Annotated in this window: 17 protein-coding genes and 1 other annotated feature; of the genes, 12 read left to right on the top strand and 5 right to left on the bottom strand. The window is 52.5% G+C overall.

Annotated features, from left to right (window positions below):
- The first annotated feature begins 4 nt into the window (after positions 1-4).
- Complete coding sequence (locus LF929_RS09435; RefSeq protein WP_038908130.1) at positions 5-730, top strand: response regulator; 726 nt, start codon at positions 5-7, stop codon at positions 728-730.
- A 400-nt stretch (positions 731-1,130) separates the two neighbouring features.
- Positions 1,131-3,092, top strand: coding sequence for a methyl-accepting chemotaxis protein (locus tag LF929_RS09430; RefSeq protein WP_226093556.1), 1,962 nt, complete (start codon positions 1,131-1,133; stop codon positions 3,090-3,092).
- A 139-nt stretch (positions 3,093-3,231) separates the two neighbouring features.
- Here the strand turns inward: LF929_RS09430 and LF929_RS09425 are convergent, their stop codons facing one another.
- Positions 3,232-4,053 carry an SDR family oxidoreductase gene (locus LF929_RS09425; RefSeq protein ID WP_226093583.1) on the bottom strand — a complete coding sequence of 274 codons (822 nt, stop codon included), beginning with the start codon at positions 4,051-4,053 and terminating at the stop codon, positions 3,232-3,234.
- A 195-nt stretch (positions 4,054-4,248) separates the two neighbouring features.
- Here LF929_RS09425 and hisL point away from each other — a divergent pair, with 195 nt between their 5' ends.
- The 10 genes from hisL (at position 4,249) to LF929_RS09375 (ending at position 12,383) form a co-directional block, all read left to right on the top strand.
- Positions 4,249-4,296 (top strand): his operon leader peptide, encoded by a 48-nt coding sequence (hisL, locus tag LF929_RS09420; RefSeq protein ID WP_107768459.1) that lies wholly within the window; start codon positions 4,249-4,251, stop codon positions 4,294-4,296.
- Positions 4,272-4,392 (top strand) — a sequence feature (His leader region). It overlaps the preceding gene by 25 nt.
- Positions 4,393-4,455: 63 nt before the next feature.
- A complete protein-coding gene (gene hisG / locus LF929_RS09415) occupies positions 4,456-5,355 on the top strand; it encodes an ATP phosphoribosyltransferase (RefSeq protein ID WP_012884936.1) in 900 nt (299 codons plus the stop codon).
- Between the two features lie 4 nt (positions 5,356-5,359).
- Positions 5,360-6,670 carry a histidinol dehydrogenase gene (hisD, locus tag LF929_RS09410; protein ID WP_226093557.1) on the top strand — a complete coding sequence of 437 codons (1,311 nt, stop codon included), beginning with the start codon at positions 5,360-5,362 and terminating at the stop codon, positions 6,668-6,670.
- On the top strand, positions 6,667-7,737 hold the full coding sequence (gene hisC / locus LF929_RS09405) for a histidinol-phosphate transaminase (RefSeq protein WP_210175137.1): 1,071 nt from the start codon (positions 6,667-6,669) through the stop codon (positions 7,735-7,737). The genes hisD and hisC overlap by 4 nt, the downstream gene beginning before the upstream one ends.
- Before the next feature lie 14 nt (positions 7,738-7,751).
- Positions 7,752-8,819: a bifunctional histidinol-phosphatase/imidazoleglycerol-phosphate dehydratase HisB gene (hisB, locus tag LF929_RS09400; RefSeq protein WP_038926416.1), complete on the top strand. Its 1,068-nt coding sequence runs from the start codon at positions 7,752-7,754 to the stop codon at positions 8,817-8,819.
- The gene (gene hisH / locus LF929_RS09395) at positions 8,819-9,409 is read left to right on the top strand and encodes an imidazole glycerol phosphate synthase subunit HisH (protein WP_038916288.1); all 591 of its coding nucleotides are present in this window, start codon (positions 8,819-8,821) and stop codon (positions 9,407-9,409) included. Before hisB ends, hisH begins: the two co-directional genes overlap by 1 nt.
- Positions 9,410-9,415: 6 nt before the next feature.
- Positions 9,416-10,153, top strand: coding sequence for a 1-(5-phosphoribosyl)-5-[(5-phosphoribosylamino)methylideneamino]imidazole-4-carboxamide isomerase (hisA, locus tag LF929_RS09390; RefSeq protein ID WP_210175138.1), 738 nt, complete (start codon positions 9,416-9,418; stop codon positions 10,151-10,153).
- Entirely contained in the window at positions 10,135-10,911 is a 777-nt protein-coding gene (hisF, locus tag LF929_RS09385) for an imidazole glycerol phosphate synthase subunit HisF (RefSeq protein WP_038908138.1), read from the top strand. The genes hisA and hisF overlap by 19 nt, the downstream gene beginning before the upstream one ends.
- The gene (hisIE, locus tag LF929_RS09380) at positions 10,905-11,519 is read left to right on the top strand and encodes a bifunctional phosphoribosyl-AMP cyclohydrolase/phosphoribosyl-ATP diphosphatase HisIE (RefSeq protein ID WP_210175139.1); all 615 of its coding nucleotides are present in this window, start codon (positions 10,905-10,907) and stop codon (positions 11,517-11,519) included. The genes hisF and hisIE overlap by 7 nt, the downstream gene beginning before the upstream one ends.
- Before the next feature lie 213 nt (positions 11,520-11,732).
- Positions 11,733-12,383, top strand: a complete 651-nt coding sequence (locus LF929_RS09375; RefSeq protein ID WP_210175140.1) for a hypothetical protein — start codon at positions 11,733-11,735, stop codon at positions 12,381-12,383.
- 176 nt (positions 12,384-12,559) lie between these two features.
- Here the strand turns inward: LF929_RS09375 and ihfB are convergent, their stop codons facing one another.
- The 4 genes from ihfB to aroA form a co-directional block, all read right to left on the bottom strand.
- Positions 12,560-12,844 carry an integration host factor subunit beta gene (gene ihfB / locus LF929_RS09370; RefSeq protein WP_012884945.1) on the bottom strand — a complete coding sequence of 95 codons (285 nt, stop codon included), beginning with the start codon at positions 12,842-12,844 and terminating at the stop codon, positions 12,560-12,562.
- 89 nt (positions 12,845-12,933) lie between these two features.
- A complete protein-coding gene (gene rpsA / locus LF929_RS09365) occupies positions 12,934-14,607 on the bottom strand; it encodes a 30S ribosomal protein S1 (protein WP_023639834.1) in 1,674 nt (557 codons plus the stop codon).
- A gap of 103 nt (positions 14,608-14,710) precedes the next feature.
- The gene (gene cmk, locus LF929_RS09360) at positions 14,711-15,397 is read right to left on the bottom strand and encodes a (d)CMP kinase (protein ID WP_038904537.1); all 687 of its coding nucleotides are present in this window, start codon (positions 15,395-15,397) and stop codon (positions 14,711-14,713) included.
- 221 nt (positions 15,398-15,618) lie between these two features.
- Complete coding sequence (aroA, locus tag LF929_RS09355; RefSeq protein ID WP_038908143.1) at positions 15,619-16,908, bottom strand: 3-phosphoshikimate 1-carboxyvinyltransferase; 1,290 nt, start codon at positions 16,906-16,908, stop codon at positions 15,619-15,621.
- Between the last annotated feature and the right edge of the window lie 66 nt (positions 16,909-16,974).

Genomic DNA, 16,974 nt, shown 5'->3' with positions numbered 1-16,974 from the left:
TACCATGCCAATCGCGAGCACCATGCCACCTGAACGAACGATTGAAAATTTCGACGTGTTGATCGTTGAAGACGAGAGAAAGCTGGCAAATATCCACGCGGAATTTATCGAAAAGAATTTCGCGCTGCGAGTGGTAGGTACGGCGTCAACCCTGAACGAAGCCCGGCGTATGCTGCAGCAATACAAACCCCGACTGATGTTGCTGGATAATTATCTGCCAGACGGCGAAGGCGTCCAGCTTATTGAAAGTGAACTGATGCGCAGTATCAACTGCTCAGTGATTTTTATTACCGCCGCCAGCGACATGAACACCTGCGCACAGGCTATCCGCTGCGGCGCTTTTGATTACATTATCAAACCGGTGTCCTACCCACGACTACGCTCGTCGCTTGAGCGATTCATCCAGTTTGTCAAAACCCAGCACACTTACAAAGTCGTCGATCAGCAGAATGTGGACGTCCTCTATCAGTTACAGGCATCGACCGTACCTAATGGGCCTGGCAGCAAAGGCATTGAAGAGAATACCCTCAACCTGGTCAAACAGATCTTTCAGGATCAGCCGGAGACTTTATTCTCCGTCGATGAGGTCGTGGAAAAAACCGGTCTCAGCAAAACGACAGCCCGACGCTATCTGGAATATGGGCTGGAAAACCAGTTTCTGGATGTAGAAATGCGTTATGGCAAGATTGGGCACCCGCGGCGTCTCTATCGTAAAAAGCACCTCGATTGAGGCTTGTGGTTTGCTTATGCCATACCCGCCTTTCGCGGGTATGGCATTACCATTGTCACCGTTGGCCAATATGCCTTGAAAATGAAGCTCATGCCTAGAGCCGACAGGCGCTCCCCTCAAATGTTATTACACACTGGCGTGCTGTATCCTCCCCGCCAATACCCCGGTATTAAATCCGTTTAATTTAGTCAACTGTCTGGCTTTATTTGGGCAATTCACCAGATGAATAGCCTGATGTCACAAAAACGATCACACAGTACAAGTACAACTAAACATTCATATTACAACCGTCGATAACACACTACTTGGTACTGCAAATCGCAGACTCTGATAAACCACCAACCTTCACCGCACCCAATCAATAACAACACTCAGGTAATTTCTTTTAAGGAGCATGGCAATGGGGTTCAGTAGCGCAATAAAAAACACAAAAATCTCTCACAAACTCTACCTGGGATTCGGCGTAGTGTTATTGCTGGTAGCGATTGCTTCAACGCTCAGCGCCATGCGTTTTCGTGACATCCGGGACATCTACGAAAAAACCAACCTGATTTACAACATCAATATTGAGGTTTTTCAGGCAAAAATTAACCGCCTCAAATATTTCTATACACCGGATGACAGCACACAGACTGTGTTAACAGGTTTCGTTAAACATGCGGCCGAACTGACCCAAAGCGCCCACACGCTGTCGTGGCGCACCGACGAACTGGCTTATATCAATGATCTGGATAGGATCATGGTAGATTTCCAAAAGTCAGTCGCCGATATGTCGACCTCCACACAACAGGTTGTCGCACTGAGAAAACAAATTGGTGCGATGAATACACAAAACGCGGTTAAAAGTTTCCGTGACGGCCTGCAAAACCAGCAACTGGATAACACGTTATACCAGCGTGTTGAGGAACTGGCATACGCCACCGAATCACTGAAAAACCTCTCTTACGAATTGCAGCTTGCTGGTACCGATGATGCGGCTAAAGCCTTTGCCAGCCGCTATGCAGAAGTACAAAAAACGTATCAAGACTTGCAGCCAACATTAACCGGCGACACACAGAAACTGGCTGAATCACTCTGGAAATACACCTCGCAATACGCCACGCTGAATCAAGACTATGCCCGCGTCTGGGGGGATTTGAAAAAAGCGGAAAATGCGGTGAAAACCGGCGGAGATAAAAGCAGCGCAGTGATCAAATCTCTGATTACTGTCGTGAAAAACCAGAATGATGCGTTGGCGTATGGTTCGGCCAGCGCGACATTACTGATTGGCGTAATAGCCGTCATCATCGGAATTTTGATCGCCGTTTATATCATTCGCCAAATTACCCGCCCGGTTCTGCATAACCTGACACTGGCAGAACGTATCGCCAGCGGTGACCTGACAGCCACCATCGAGGTGGACCGTCACGACGAACTGGGCAAGTTAACCGCTGCGATGGCAGCCATGAATGATCGTCTGCGCCACATGATTTCCGATGTGCGTGACAGTGTGGCACATGTGACCCATTCAGCCGCGGATATCGCCGCTGGCAACAGTGATCTTGCCTCCCGAACTGAGCAGCAATCTGCTGCGGTGGTGCAAACCGCCGCCAGCATGGAAGAATTGACATCAACGGTGAAGAACAATACGGAAAACGCCCGCCATGCCAGCCAGATTGCGTCAGATGCCTCCCAAAATGCGCATAAAGGCGGCGAAGTGGTGCAAAACGTAGTGAAAACGATGGATGATATCGCTGCCAGTTCACGGAAAATTGCCGATATTACCGCCGTCATCAACAGCATTGCGTTCCAGACCAATATTCTGGCATTAAACGCAGCGGTGGAAGCCGCCCGTGCTGGTGAACAAGGCCGTGGCTTTGCCGTCGTGGCTGGCGAGGTGCGTAGCCTTTCTCAGCGCAGCTCCCAGGCAGCGAAAGATATCGCCGCCCTGATTGCCGAGTCCGTAGAGCGCACAAATGCGGGCAGTACGCTGGTCGCCGAAGCAGGACAAACCATGGATAGCATCGTTAAATCGGTATCTCGTGTTAACGATATTATGGGTGAAATCTCTTCCGCGTCGGAAGAGCAAAGCCGGGGGATTGAACAAATCTCCCGCGCCATTACTGAGCTGGATAGCACGACGCAGCAAAACGCCGCACTGGTTTCGCAGTCATCTTCCGCGGCCAATGCGCTGGAAGAGCAAGCCATGATGCTGGAAAAACTGATGGCCACCTTCCGGTTATCCAACGCCGCAGCACCGTCATCACGCCCTGCACCTGCGCTGAATAATCCACGCCGTCCGTTACAGGCGCTGCCTGCTACTGCTAAAGCTTCAGCAAAACCTGCCGCTAAAAATCATCAGGATGACTGGACTTCTTTCTAAGCGCCTCACGTTCTGACGCCATTTACGCTGATGAACACAAACGGCCCGCCGCTGGCGGGCCGCTTTCTTTACGATAGGAGTTGATACCGTTTGAGAACCGCTAACCATTTATTGTCAGGAAAAAACAGTCCGGCTTACATCAAAACACCATCGTCATCGGGTCTGGATATTGATATTCAAACCCCAGTTCACTGCAAATTCGTTGTCCGTCGACCAGTCTCGCTTTCAGCGGATCGCCTGATAAAAACTCCGGCGGTTCCAGCCCCATGCGACGTGCCTGTTCCGGGTAGAAGTCCTGCTTCGCAGGGTGTCCCGGTGCACACAAGTTATAGAGATGTCCACCATGCGGGCGCTGTAACAACAACATAATTGCCCCAATGACATCCTCCAGATGGACCAGATTGACTCCGTGACTGCCATCCGGCAGATCATGCCGACCGGCAAGGAACCGTCCAGGATGGCGATTATTCCCCACCAATCCAGCCAATCGTAAAATGTCCACTTCAGTGTGAGGCAACGCATGCAGCCATTGCTCCAGTTCCTGTAGCACCTTACCGGTTCCGGTTTCTGGCTGTAATGGACTGCTTTCTCTCACCCTACCGCTAACTGCGCCGTAAACAGAAATAGAGCTGGTATACATAATGCGTGGTACGCCATGAGCCAGAGCGCTATCGACTACCTGCTGCACCGCCTGCAAATACGCACCGCCCGCACGTTCAACCCGGCCCGGCGGCAAGGTAATGATCAGTGCATCCACGTTCAACAGCGCGTCCAGCTCGTCCGGCTCACACACCAGATCGGGCGTCAGGCACAGGCTATAACACTCCACACCGGACAGACGCGCCGCTGTTACACCATCATCGGTGCTTTTGCTCCCGACCACCCGATATCCCCGGCTCTGTAGCGCCAGCGCCAACGGCATACCCAGCCAGCCAAGCCCGATTATCGCTATCTTTTTCATCGTCGTTCTCCTGACTTCCCGGCGTTGTTCTTCGGATGAATACTCTGCGTTTTTCATTATGTACCCTTATTGCCCATCTGGCGGCAATGTGATTTATACGCTGCAGGTAAAAAAATGTTGCGCTATCACATCAACATGGTTTAGGTTAACCAACAGACAACACCACTCTACGTTTACAAAAATAGAGACGAATTTATGTTACGCGTTAATTTCAACCACCATCATCACCATCACCCTGACTAGTCTTTCAGGCGATAGGTGCTGGAAGACATTCAGATCTTCCAGTGGCGGTGAACGCGTAAAAAGCCCCCGGAAGATCGATTCCGGGGGCTTTTTTTTGGCCGGAATTTTTTAAAAAAGCCTGCTTAACAGGCATCACAGACAGGATAAATTGAGGTTCACATGCTGGATAAAACACGTTTGCGTATTGCGATGCAGAAATCAGGCCGCCTGAGCGATGATTCCCGAGAATTACTGGCTCGCTGCGGTATCAAAATCAACCTGCATCAGCAACGCCTGATCGCCTTTGCCGAAAACATGCCTATCGATATTTTGCGTGTACGCGACGACGACATTCCCGGTCTGGTGATGGATGGCGTGGTTGACCTGGGGATTATCGGCGAAAACGTGCTGGAAGAAGAGTTGCTCAATCGCCGTGCTCAAGGGGAAGACCCGCGCTATTTCACCCTGCGCCGTCTGGATTTCGGTGGTTGCCGCCTGTCGCTGGCGATGCCGCTTGATGAGGAATACACCGGTCCACAATGTCTGCAAAACAAGCGTATCGCCACCTCTTATCCGCACTTGCTCAAGCAATACCTGGATAAACAAGGCGTTAACTTCAAATCCTGTCTGCTGAATGGTTCGGTAGAAGTCGCGCCGCGCGCAGGTCTGGCTGACGCTATCTGTGACCTGGTGTCCACGGGTGCAACGCTCGAAGCCAACGGTCTGCGTGAAGTAGAAGTGATTTATCGCTCCAAGGCCTGTCTGATTCAGCGCGACGGGGAGATGCCAGCGGAGAAACAACAGTTGATCGACAAACTGTTAACTCGCATGCAAGGCGTTATTCAGGCGCGTGAATCCAAATACATCATGCTGCACGCGCCCAGCGAACGTCTGGATGAAGTGATCGCACTGCTGCCGGGTGCCGAGCGCCCCACCATTCTGCCACTGGCAGGTGACCAGAACCGTGTCGCCATGCACATGGTCAGCAGCGAAACGCTGTTCTGGGAAACCATGGAAAAACTGAAAGTGCTGGGCGCCAGCTCTATTCTGGTATTGCCGATTGAGAAGATGATGGAGTAATGCCATGAGCAACCGCTTCGATACCTTGATTGACTGGCAAGCCTGTACGCAAGAGGAACAGCGCCGGTTACTGACTCGCCCGGCAATCTCAGCCTCTGACCGTATCAGCACGATTGTGGGCGAGATTCTGGCTGCCGTGCGTAAAGATGGCGACACGGCGTTGCGCGACTACAGCGCCCGTTTCGACAAAGTTCAGGTCGACAGCCTGCGCGTATCCGCCGAGGCGATTGATGCTGCCGTTGCACGATTGGGCGATGATATCAAACAGGCGATGGCAACCGCCGTGCGCAACATTGAAACCTTTCACAACGCACAAAAGCTTCCGCCAATCAGCGTAGAAACCCAACCCGGCGTACGTTGCCAACAAGTAACCCGCCCGATTGCCAGCGTCGGGTTGTATATTCCAGGTGGGTCTGCCCCGCTGCTCTCCACGGTGTTGATGCTGGCAACCCCAGCACGCATCGCCGGGTGCCAGCGTGTGATTCTGTGCTCTCCGCCACCGATTGCCGATGAGATTTTGTATGCGGCAAAACTGTGCGGCGTGCAGGAAGTGTTCCAGCTCGGTGGTGCACAAGCGATCGCCGCAATGGCGTTCGGCACCGATAGCGTACCGAAGGTCGATAAAATTTTTGGCCCAGGCAACGCTTATGTCACCGAAGCCAAACGCCAGGTTAGCCAGCTGCTCGATGGCGCGGCCATTGATATGCCGGCAGGTCCGTCTGAAGTGTTGGTGATTGCCGATAGCGGTGCCACACCGGATTTCGTTGCCTCCGACTTGCTGTCGCAAGCCGAGCATGGCCCCGATTCACAAGTGATTCTGTTGACGCCTGATGCCGCTATAGCACAAGCGGTGATCGATGCAGTAGAACGCCAGTTAGCAACGCTCTCCCGTGCTGATATTGCCCGTCAGGCGCTGGCCAGCAGCCGGGTGATTATCGCGCGCGATTTGGACCAGTGCATCGACATCAGCAATCAGTACGGCCCGGAGCACCTGATTATCCAAACGCGTAACGCCGAAACGCTGGTCGATCGCATCACCAGCGCCGGGTCAGTGTTTTTAGGTGACTGGTCACCAGAATCTGCCGGTGATTATGCCTCCGGTACCAATCATGTACTGCCGACCTACGGTTACACCGCCACCTACTCCAGTCTTGGGCTGGCGGACTTTCAAAAGCGAATGACGGTACAACAGCTGTCGCCACAAGGTCTACTGGGACTGGCCTCAACCATTGAGATCATGGCGCAGGCCGAACAACTGACCGCCCACAAGAACGCCGTTACCCTGCGCGTCAACGCCCTCAAGGAGCAAGCATGAGTATTGAGAATCTGGCCCGCGATAACGTCCGCCGCCTGACCCCATATCAGTCCGCTCGCCGCTTGGGGGGAAAAGGCGACGTGTGGCTCAATGCCAATGAGTATCCACAAGCGCCGAACTATCAGCTTACCTTGCAGACGCTCAACCGTTATCCGGAATGCCAGCCGGCACAAGTCATCGAACGTTATGCGGCGTACGCCGGTGTTGCACCGGAGCAAGTGCTGGTTAGCCGTGGGGCTGATGAAGGTATTGAGCTGTTAATCCGTGCATTCTGCGAACCGGGTAAAGACGCGGTATTGTTCTGTCCGCCGACCTACGGCATGTACGCTGTCAGCGCAGAAACGCTGGGGGTGGAACGTCGTATCGTGCCAGCAACCAACGACTGGCAACTGGATTTAGCCGCTATTGAAGGTGCGTTGGATAACGTCAAGGTGATTTACGTCTGCTCGCCGAACAATCCGACCGGCAATCTTGTCAACCCGGACGATTTACGTCAGTTGCTGGAACTGGCGCGTGGCCGCGCTATCGTCGCTATCGACGAAGCCTATATCGAATTTTGCCCGCAAGCGACAACAGCTGGCTGGCTGGCCCACTATCCTCATCAGGTGGTGTTGCGTACCCTGTCCAAGGCTTTCGCGTTGGCTGGTCTGCGCTGCGGTTTTACTCTCGCCAGTGCCGAGGTTATCCAACTACTGTTGAAAGTGATCGCCCCCTACCCGCTGGCGTTACCAGTTGCGGATATCGCCGCACAGGCGCTGAGTGAAGACGGCATCGCAACCATGCGACGCAACGTGGCCGAACTCAGTGAAAATCGCCGCTGGCTAAGCGACTCGTTGAAAACGCTGCCAAACGTGGAAACGGTATACGCCAGTGAAAGCAACTATCTGCTGGTGCGTTTCGCCGATTCACCCGCCGTCTTCAAATCCTTATGGGATCAGGGCATTATTTTACGTGACCAGAACAAACAGCCGGGTCTGGCGGGTTGTCTGCGTATTTCTATCGGCACCCGCTACGAATGCGAGCGCGTAATCAGCGCGTTGCAGGCATTGTCGGGCAAAACAGCATAATTTGAGGAAGCACCGTGGGATTAAAGTATCTTTTCATCGACCGTGACGGCACGCTGATTGCCGAGCCGCCCGAGGATTATCAGGTTGATCGGCTGGATAAGCTGGCTTTAGAACCGGATGTTATTCCGTCACTGCTCACCTTGCAAAAAGCCGGTTTCAAATTGGTGATGATCACCAATCAGGATGGCCTGGGTACCAGCAGCTTCCCGCAGGAAGATTTCGATCCTCCGCACAACCTGATGATGCAAATTTTCACCTCACAAGGTATTCGCTTCGAGCGGGTGTTGATTTGCCCACATTTCCCTGGCGACAACTGTGACTGCCGGAAACCGAAAACCGCGCTGGTTGATGCGTTTTTGAAAGACAACGTGATGGATAGCGCCAACAGCTTTGTGATTGGCGACCGTGAAACCGATGTTCAACTGGCGCACAACATGGGCATCACTGGCCTGCGTTATCAACGCGATGGCCTCAACTGGCAGGCGATCACCGCCCAGTTGACCAAACGAGACCGCCACGCCCACGTGAACCGGGTCACCCGTGAAACCGCTATTGATGTCAACGTGTGGCTGGATCGCGAAGGCGGCAGCAAGATCCATACCGGTGTCGGCTTCTTCGACCACATGCTGGATCAAATTGCCACCCACGGCGGTTTTCGCCTGAATATTGATGTAAAAGGCGACCTGTATATCGACGATCACCATACCGTGGAAGATACCGGGTTGGCATTAGGCGAAGCACTGAACAAAGCGCTGGGTGACAAGCGCGGTATTGGTCGTTTCGGGTTTGTGTTGCCGATGGATGAATGCCTGGCACGCTGTGCGCTTGATATCTCTGGCCGTCCGCATCTGGAGTACAAAGCAGAGTTTAACTACCAACGCGTCGGCGACCTGAGTACCGAAATGGTCGAGCACTTCTTCCGCTCGCTCTCTTACGCGATGGGCTGCACCCTGCATCTGAAAACCAAAGGTCGTAACGATCACCACCGCGTCGAAAGCCTGTTCAAAGTCTTTGGCCGTGCGCTACGTCAGGCTATTCGGGTGGAGGGTGATACCCTGCCCAGCTCCAAAGGAGTGCTGTGATGAACGTGGTGATCCTGGATACCGGCTGCGCCAACCTGTCATCCGTGATGTATGCGGTTAAGCGCCTGGGGTATGAGCCGCAGGTCAGCCGTGAGCCGGAAGTGGTATTACGCGCCGATAAGTTGTTTCTGCCAGGGGTGGGTACCGCGCAAGCGGCAATGGACCAACTGGCTGAACGCCAATTGATTGCCCTGATTAAAGCCTGTACCCAACCCGTATTGGGCATCTGCCTTGGCATGCAGTTACTGGGCAGCCGCAGTGACGAAACCGGCGGCATCGATACGCTAGGCATTATCGATACCCCTGTGGTGCAGATGGCCGATCGTGGTCTGCCTTTGCCGCATATGGGCTGGAATCAGGTGACATCGCAAGCTGGCCACCGCCTGTTCCGCGATATTCCAGATGGCTCGTACTTTTATTTTGTACACAGTTACGCGATGCCGGTTTGCGCCAATACTATTGCCCAATCGCATTATGGCGATGCCTTCACCGCAGCAGTACAGAAGGATAACTTCTACGGCGTCCAGTTCCACCCGGAACGCTCTGGTGCGGCGGGTGCCCAGCTACTGAAGAATTTTCTGGAGATGTAAACGGACATGATTATTCCCGCATTAGACCTGATTGATGGACAGGTGGTCCGTTTGCATCAGGGTGATTATGGTCAGCAGCGTCAATACGGCAGCGACCCGCTACCACGCCTGCAAGACTATCAACAGCAAGGGGCGCAGGTATTACATCTGGTAGATTTGACCGGGGCCAAAGACCCGGCAGCACGCCAGATCCCACTGCTGAAAACACTGCTGGCCGGGGTTTCTGTACCGGTACAAGTCGGTGGCGGCATTCGTACCGAACACGATGTTGAAGCACTGCTGGCGGCGGGAGCCACTCGTGTGGTTATCGGCTCAACAGCGGTAAAACAGCCTGAGCTAGTGCAGCAATGGTTCGCCCGCTACGGTGCTGACGCACTGGTACTGGCGCTGGACGTGCGTATTGACGCCGCGGGTGTGAAAAACATCGCCATCAGCGGCTGGCAGGAGAACTCCGGCATCACGCTGGAGCAAACGGTGGAACGTTACCTGCCCTTCAGTCTGAAACACGTGCTCTGTACCGATATCTCCCGCGATGGCACATTACAGGGCTCTAACGTCGAGTTGTATCGCGAAATCAGCGCTCGCTATCCACAGGTCGCTTTTCAGGCGTCTGGCGGTATCGGTTCACTGTCAGATATTGCTGCGCTGCGTGACAGTGGCGTGCGTGGTGTTATCGTCGGCCGCGCCTTGCTGGAAGGTAAATTCAACGTGACGGAGGCGATTTCATGCTGGCAAAACGGATAATCCCCTGTCTGGACGTGCGTGACGGCCAGGTCGTAAAAGGCGTACAGTTTCGCAATCATGAGATTATTGGTGATATCGTGCCCCTGGCTCAACGCTACGCACAAGAAGGCGCAGATGAACTGGTATTTTATGATATCACCGCGTCATCCGATGGCCGGGTGGTGGATAAAAGCTGGGTTTCTCGCGTAGCGGAAGTGATCGATATTCCGTTTTGCGTCGCGGGTGGCATCAAAAGTGTCGAAGATGCCGGGCAAATTCTGTCTTTTGGTGCGGATAAAATCTCTATCAACTCACCAGCACTGGCTGACCCAACGCTAATTTCACGTCTGGCTGATCGTTATGGCGTACAATGCATCGTTGTCGGCATCGATACCTGGCATGATGCCGAAACCGGCCGTTATCATGTCAACCAATATACCGGCGATGAAAAGCGTACCCGCGTCACGCAATGGGAAACCCTTGACTGGGTACAGGAAGTGCAGAAGCGCGGTGCCGGTGAAATTGTACTGAATATGATGAATCAGGATGGCGTGCGCAATGGCTATGACCTGACGCAACTGCGGCAGGTGCGCGATGTCTGCCAGGTGCCGTTAATCGCCTCCGGCGGTGCTGGCACTATGCAGCATTTCCTTGATGCATTTCAGGATGCCGGGGTGGACGGTGCATTGGCAGCATCGGTATTCCATAAACAAATTATCAATATTGGTGAACTCAAGCAGTTCCTCAAGCAACAAGGCGTGGAGATCCGGGTGTGTTAACCGAACAACAACAAAGCCAGCTCGACTGGCAAAAAACCGATGGCATGATGCCTGCCATCGTACAGCATGCCGTTTCAGGCGAAGTACTGATGCTGGGTTACATGACTCAGGATGCGTTGCAGGTTACGCAAGAGACCGGTCACGTCACCTTCTACTCCCGCACCAAGCAGCGTTTGTGGACCAAAGGGGAATCCTCCGGCCACTTTCTCAGCGTGGTTTCGATCACGCCGGACTGCGACAACGACACGCTGTTAGTGCTGGTCAATCCGGTCGGCCCGACGTGCCATCTTGGCAATACCAGTTGCTTCCACCCGGCTGAAACTCAGTGGCAATTCTTGTACCAGTTGGAGCAGTTGTTGGCAGAGCGTAAGCACGCTGACCCAACCAGCTCCTATACCGCCAGACTGTATGCCAGCGGCACTAAGCGCATCGCCCAGAAGGTTGGCGAGGAAGGTCTGGAAACCGCACTCGCCGCGACAGTACACGACCGCGAAGAACTGACCAACGAAGCCTCTGATCTGGTCTATCACCTGCTGGTGCTGTTACAGGATCAGGAACTGGATTTAGGAACCATTATCCAGCGCTTGAAAGAGCGTCATACTAAATAATCTTCCCAGCCCGTTTTAGCGTTATTAAAACGGGCTTCTCCTCGTTACTCTGGCATTGCCGCGTCTGACAGCATCTACCCGCATTTCAGCCAAGTACCCTCAAGCTCACTTTATTTACCCTACCCTTAATGTGCACTTCACACCACAAGGCGATGACGACAAGCCCTGTGCTGTGGGGGTTCTGTTTATCTCACTGACTCATAAGGGAAAACGATGAAATTTACCAATAGCCGTGTTAGACCGTTAAGTATTCTGGCGACAACAGTAGTGCTTTTCTCTCAGCCGTCACAGGCCACGTCATCTGAGGTGGAAAACGTCCTTAAACGCAACGGATTGGACAATACACAAATCATGACGCTTTACCGTAACGGTGAGTTAAGCGTAAAAGAAGATACACAGCTTCACACACTGACACTGGTCAATAAGGCGGTAGTCGAGACGCCACAGAGTACAATCCGTAATGCCAAATACTGGTATCACGCCATGCCACTGTCGGAATATCGCACCTTTGAAGCCAACGGATTAACCGCATTACCTTGCACACAGCAATATACGGATTGCAAGCTGACGCTGGAGTACTCTTATACCCAGAAATCGTTATCCAAAGATAAAGCCGGTGTTCTGATTCAATTCAGTACACCGAAAGAAGGATGGCTCTATGAAGACTTTGCCACACGCCATCATTGCCCTGTCAAACAAGAAGGCGGCGGCAGCTTTATTTTAGGTGAAAAAGGTAAAGCTGCGGTTGCCAGCGGTGAATGCGACAAGGAATACCGTGGTATGGGGCTGGGTAACGTGTTCAACAATTACCTGAAGCAAAAGAGCGTAACCCCGATTATCGCTTATGTATTACTACCGAAATAAGGCATATCAAACTTATTCCCTGAAGGAAAGCACCGCCCCATAGTAGTCAAAAAGAGCCTTGGTATTCCTCTTCAGGCCACATGTGCAAATAACAGCAACAGGCTGTTTTATTAGATAAAAAAATAGCCCCCAATTAATTGGGGGCTATCTATCAAACAGGCGTTATGACTGACTAATCAGCCATAAATGTTAGCGCGATCGCGCAATTCCTTACCCGGTTTGAAGTGGGGAACATATTTGCCTTCCAGTTCCACTTTCTCACCCGTTTTCGGATTACGCCCCACACGCGGTGCACGGTAGTGGAGTGAAAAACTGCCAAACCCACGGATTTCGATGCGATCACCGCTGGCCAGTGTTGTGGCCATCTGTTCCAGCATCTCCTTCACGGCATCCTCAACCACCTTGGCCGGGATATGAGATTGCTGTCCAGCAAGTCTTTCGATAAGTTCAGACTTGGTCATGATTCCTCCAAGCATGTGGTCAGTAAATGCCACGTTAACTTACTACCGTTTGAGGTCAGGCAGCAAGTACGCTGCCCAACCCACCGTCATTACTCGCCTTTTGCAGCTTTGAACGCTTCAGCCATGGCGTTAGAGAAATTACCTTCTTCCTGTTTGTTGTTAACAGAAGCGATGGCATCTTTCTCGTCAGCTTCATCCTTAGCACGGATGGACAGGCTAACAACGCGGTTTTTACGATCAACGCCAGTGTATTTGGCTTCGATCTCATCACCCACGTTCAGAACCAGGGTAGCGTCTTCGATACGGTCACGAGAGGCTTCAGAAGCACGCAGGTAACCTTCAACGCCGTCAGCTAATTCAACTGTAGCACCTTTGGCATCAACTGCAGTGACTTTACCTGTAACAATCGCACCTTTCTTGTTAACAGACAGGTAGTTGTTGAACGGGTCTTCAGCCAGTTGTTTCACGCCCAGAGAGATACGCTCACGCTCTGCATCAACCTGCAGAACAACAGCGGCGATTTCGTCACCTTTCTTGTATTCGCGAACGGCTTCTTCGCCAGCCACGTTCCAGGAAATGTCAGACAGGTGCACCAGACCATCGATGCCGCCATCCAGACCGATGAAGATACCGAAATCAGTGATGGACTTGATCTTGCCTTCTACGCGGTCACCCTTGTTGTGGGTTTCAGCGAACTGCTGCCACGGGTTGGCTTTGCACTGTTTCAGGCCCAGAGAGATACGACGGCGTTCTTCGTCGATATCCAGAACCATAACTTCCACTACGTCGCCCACGTTAACCACTTTGGACGGATGGATGTTCTTGTTGGTCCAATCCATTTCGGATACGTGTACCAGACCTTCAACGCCTTCTTCGATTTCTACGAAGCAGCCGTAATCAGTCAGGTTAGTTACACGACCGGTCAGCTTGGTGCCTTCCGGATAACGCTTAGCGATAGCTACCCACGGATCTTCGCCCAGCTGTTTCAGGCCCAGAGAAACACGGGTACGTTCGCGGTCGAACTTCAGCACTTTAACAGTGATTTCGTCGCCAACATTGACGATTTCGCTCGGGTGCTTAACGCGTTTCCACGCCATATCGGTGATGTGCAGCAGGCCGTCAACGCCGCCCAGATCAACGAATGCGCCGTAGTCAGTGAGGTTCTTAACGATACCTTTGACTTCCATGCCTTCCTGCAGGTTTTCCAGCAGTTGATCACGCTCAGCACTGTTTTCAGATTCGATAACAGCACGACGGGAAACGACGACGTTATTGCGTTTCTGGTCCAGCTTGATCACTTTGAACTCAAGCTCTTTGCCTTCCAGATGCAGGGTGTCACGTACCGGACGAACATCAACCAGAGAACCTGGCAGGAACGCACGAATACCGTTCAGCTCGACGGTGAAACCACCTTTTACTTTACCGTTGATAACACCGGTAACAGTGGCAGATTCTTCGTAAGCTTTTTCCAGCATCAGCCATGCTTCGTGACGTTTAGCTTTTTCACGGGACAGCAGGGTTTCACCGAAGCCGTCTTCTACCGCATCCAGAGCTACGTCAACTTCATCACCAACCTGGATTTCAATTTCACCCTGGGCGTTTTTAAACTGTTCTACCGGAATGGCAGATTCAGATTTCAGGCCGGCATCAACCAGGACTACGTCCTTGTCAATAGCAACCACAACGCCACGAACGATGGAACCCGGGCGGGTTTCGATTTCTTTCAGGGATTCTTCAAAGAGTTGAGCAAAAGATTCAGTCATGTTGATAATCTTTGGGTTTTCAAATTTAACGTCCACCTGACATCCTGCCCGATGGGGTTGTTTCACATCCCCGAGGCATCCTTGCGGCGGGGTAAGAAATATATCAGGCCAATTGCGGCAATACCTGACGAACATACGCCAGAGCCTGCTTGACCACTTCGTCCAACGTCATGTGCGTGGAATCGAGAACCAGTGCATCCGGTGCTGGCACCAGTGGTGCAACCGAACGGTTACGATCGCGATCATCACGCTCTTTAATCTCGGACAAAAGACGTTCAAAGTTAACATTAAAGCCTTTCGCCTGCAACTGGAGCATGCGACGTTTCGCGCGTTCCTCTGCACTGGCATCCAGAAATATCTTCACCGGGGCATCAGGAAAAACCACCGTTCCCATGTCGCGGCCATCGGCAATCAGCCCTGGCGCATCGCGAAACGCACGCTGGCGGCGCAATAACGCTTCACGCACCCGTGGGAACACTGCTGCCTGAGACGCGGTATTGCCAACCTCCTGAGTGCGGATTTCATTGCTGACATCTTCGCCTTCAAGAATCACTTTGAGTTGCCCATCTTCCGGCACAAACTGCACATCCAGGTGCGATGCTATCGGCACTAACGCCTCTTCAGACGTGATATCAACCTGATGGTGTAACGCCGCCAACGCCAGCACGCGATAAATCGCACCGGAATCCAGCAGATTCCATTGCAGTGCATTAGCCAGCGCTTTACACAAGGTCCCCTTGCCTGCGCCACCGGGCCCGTCGACCGTAATTACCGGTGCAGTCACCGCCATTTCTCACTCCTTTAAAACCGGGAAATCGCCTGTCATTGCAGACAACATTCATACAGATAATACATGTCGCCATTATACCTTGCTGTGGCAGCAAGCGTGAGATTAAAGGCTTATTACTGCAGAAAATCGGGAAAATATTGTGATCCCCAGAGTATAACGCTAAATAATAACGCACAGAGTTCTACTGACAGATCAGTCCAGCCACTCCGTGCGTTAACGCGTTAGCCGTGCTGGCTCAGACGTTCCAGTTGCTGGAAATAATCCGGGAACGTTTTGGCAGTACATTTAGGGTCAAGGATAGTGACAGGCGTATCTGATAACGCCACCAGAGAGAAACACATCGCCATACGGTGGTCATTATAAGTCCCGATTTCTGCGGCTTTTAGCTGCTTCGGCGGCGTAATACGAATGTAATCATGCCCTTCTTCCACTTCAGCACCGACTTTACGCAGTTCTGTCGCCATCGCAGCCAGACGATCGGTTTCTTTAACGCGCCAGTTGTAGATATTACGCAGCGTCGTCGTTCCCCCCTCAGCGAACAACGCGGCGGTAGCAATGGTCATCGCCGCATCAGGAATATGGTTCATGTCCATATCAATCGCATGCAACTCACCACGCTGACATTCAATATAGTCATCTCCCCAACGAACCTGCGCGCCCATTTTCTCCAGCACATCAGCAAAACGGATATCCCCTTGCACGCTGTTGCGACCAACGCCAGTCACACGCACCGTTCCGCCCCGAATAGCGGCAGCGGCCAGGAAATAGGAAGCCGACGAGGCATCGCCTTCTACCAGATAATGCCCAGGTGACTGATAATGCTGATTACCGGCAACCACAAAAGTCTGGTAATTATTATTGGTAACCGTAATACCGAAGGTTTGCATCATATGCAGGGTAATGTCGATATAAGGCTTAGAAACCAGGTCACCCTTGATAGTGATCTGCGTATCCTGTGCTGCCAGCGGTGCAGTCATCAGCAGTGCGGTCAGAAACTGGCTTGATACAGAACCATCTACGCTAATTTCGCCGCCCTGAAAGCCCCCACGCAAACGCAATGGCGGGTAGTTTTCCTGCTCCAGATAATCGATACGCGCGCCACCCTGGCGTAACGCATCCACCAAATGGCCGATTGGTCGCTCTTTCATGCGCGGCTCACCAGTCAGCACAATATCGCCCTCTGTCAGGCATAGCGCTGCCGCCAGTGGACGCATCGCCGTTCCGGCATTTCCCAAAAACAACTCCAGTGGTGCAGACGCAGTGAACGCACCGCCCAGTCCCACAATGTCACACTCCGTACGACTGGCAGACAAATGATATTCAACGCCCAGAGCACTCAGGGCGTTGAGCATATGGCGCACATCATCGCTATCCAGCAGATTAGTCAGCCGCGTTGTCCCTTTCGCCAACGCCGCTAACAGCAAGGCGCGGTTAGACACACTTTTAGAACCCGGCAAATTAATGGTGCCGTCAATTAATGAGATCGGTTGTAGGGTCAGGGATTCCTGCATGTGGAACATGTTCTCCAAAAGTTTACATAAAAACCCCGGCCAGATAACCGGGGTTTTAAATAAAAA

The organism is Dickeya oryzae (genome assembly GCF_020406815.2).
GTDB lineage: Bacteria > Pseudomonadota > Gammaproteobacteria > Enterobacterales > Enterobacteriaceae > Dickeya > Dickeya oryzae.
This window is presented reverse-complemented; position numbering and strand designations above follow the sequence as displayed.

Coding starts and splice junctions, on each gene's coding strand:
- hisD (WP_226093557.1), top strand. CDS start 5,360: ATGAGCAACCGCTTCGATACCTTGATTGACTGGCAAGCCTGTACGCAA.
- cmk (WP_038904537.1), bottom strand. CDS start 15,397: ATGGCGGTGACTGCACCGGTAATTACGGTCGACGGGCCCGGTGGCGCA.
- hisA (WP_210175138.1), top strand. CDS start 9,416: ATGATTATTCCCGCATTAGACCTGATTGATGGACAGGTGGTCCGTTTG.
- LF929_RS09425 (WP_226093583.1), bottom strand. CDS start 4,053: ATGAAAAAGATAGCGATAATCGGGCTTGGCTGGCTGGGTATGCCGTTG.
- LF929_RS09435 (WP_038908130.1), top strand. CDS start 5: ATGCCAATCGCGAGCACCATGCCACCTGAACGAACGATTGAAAATTTC.
- LF929_RS09430 (WP_226093556.1), top strand. CDS start 1,131: ATGGGGTTCAGTAGCGCAATAAAAAACACAAAAATCTCTCACAAACTC.
- ihfB (WP_012884945.1), bottom strand. CDS start 12,844: ATGACCAAGTCTGAACTTATCGAAAGACTTGCTGGACAGCAATCTCAT.
- hisG (WP_012884936.1), top strand. CDS start 4,456: ATGCTGGATAAAACACGTTTGCGTATTGCGATGCAGAAATCAGGCCGC.
- hisC (WP_210175137.1), top strand. CDS start 6,667: ATGAGTATTGAGAATCTGGCCCGCGATAACGTCCGCCGCCTGACCCCA.
- hisH (WP_038916288.1), top strand. CDS start 8,819: ATGAACGTGGTGATCCTGGATACCGGCTGCGCCAACCTGTCATCCGTG.
- rpsA (WP_023639834.1), bottom strand. CDS start 14,607: ATGACTGAATCTTTTGCTCAACTCTTTGAAGAATCCCTGAAAGAAATC.
- aroA (WP_038908143.1), bottom strand. CDS start 16,908: ATGCAGGAATCCCTGACCCTACAACCGATCTCATTAATTGACGGCACC.
- LF929_RS09375 (WP_210175140.1), top strand. CDS start 11,733: ATGAAATTTACCAATAGCCGTGTTAGACCGTTAAGTATTCTGGCGACA.
- hisF (WP_038908138.1), top strand. CDS start 10,135: ATGCTGGCAAAACGGATAATCCCCTGTCTGGACGTGCGTGACGGCCAG.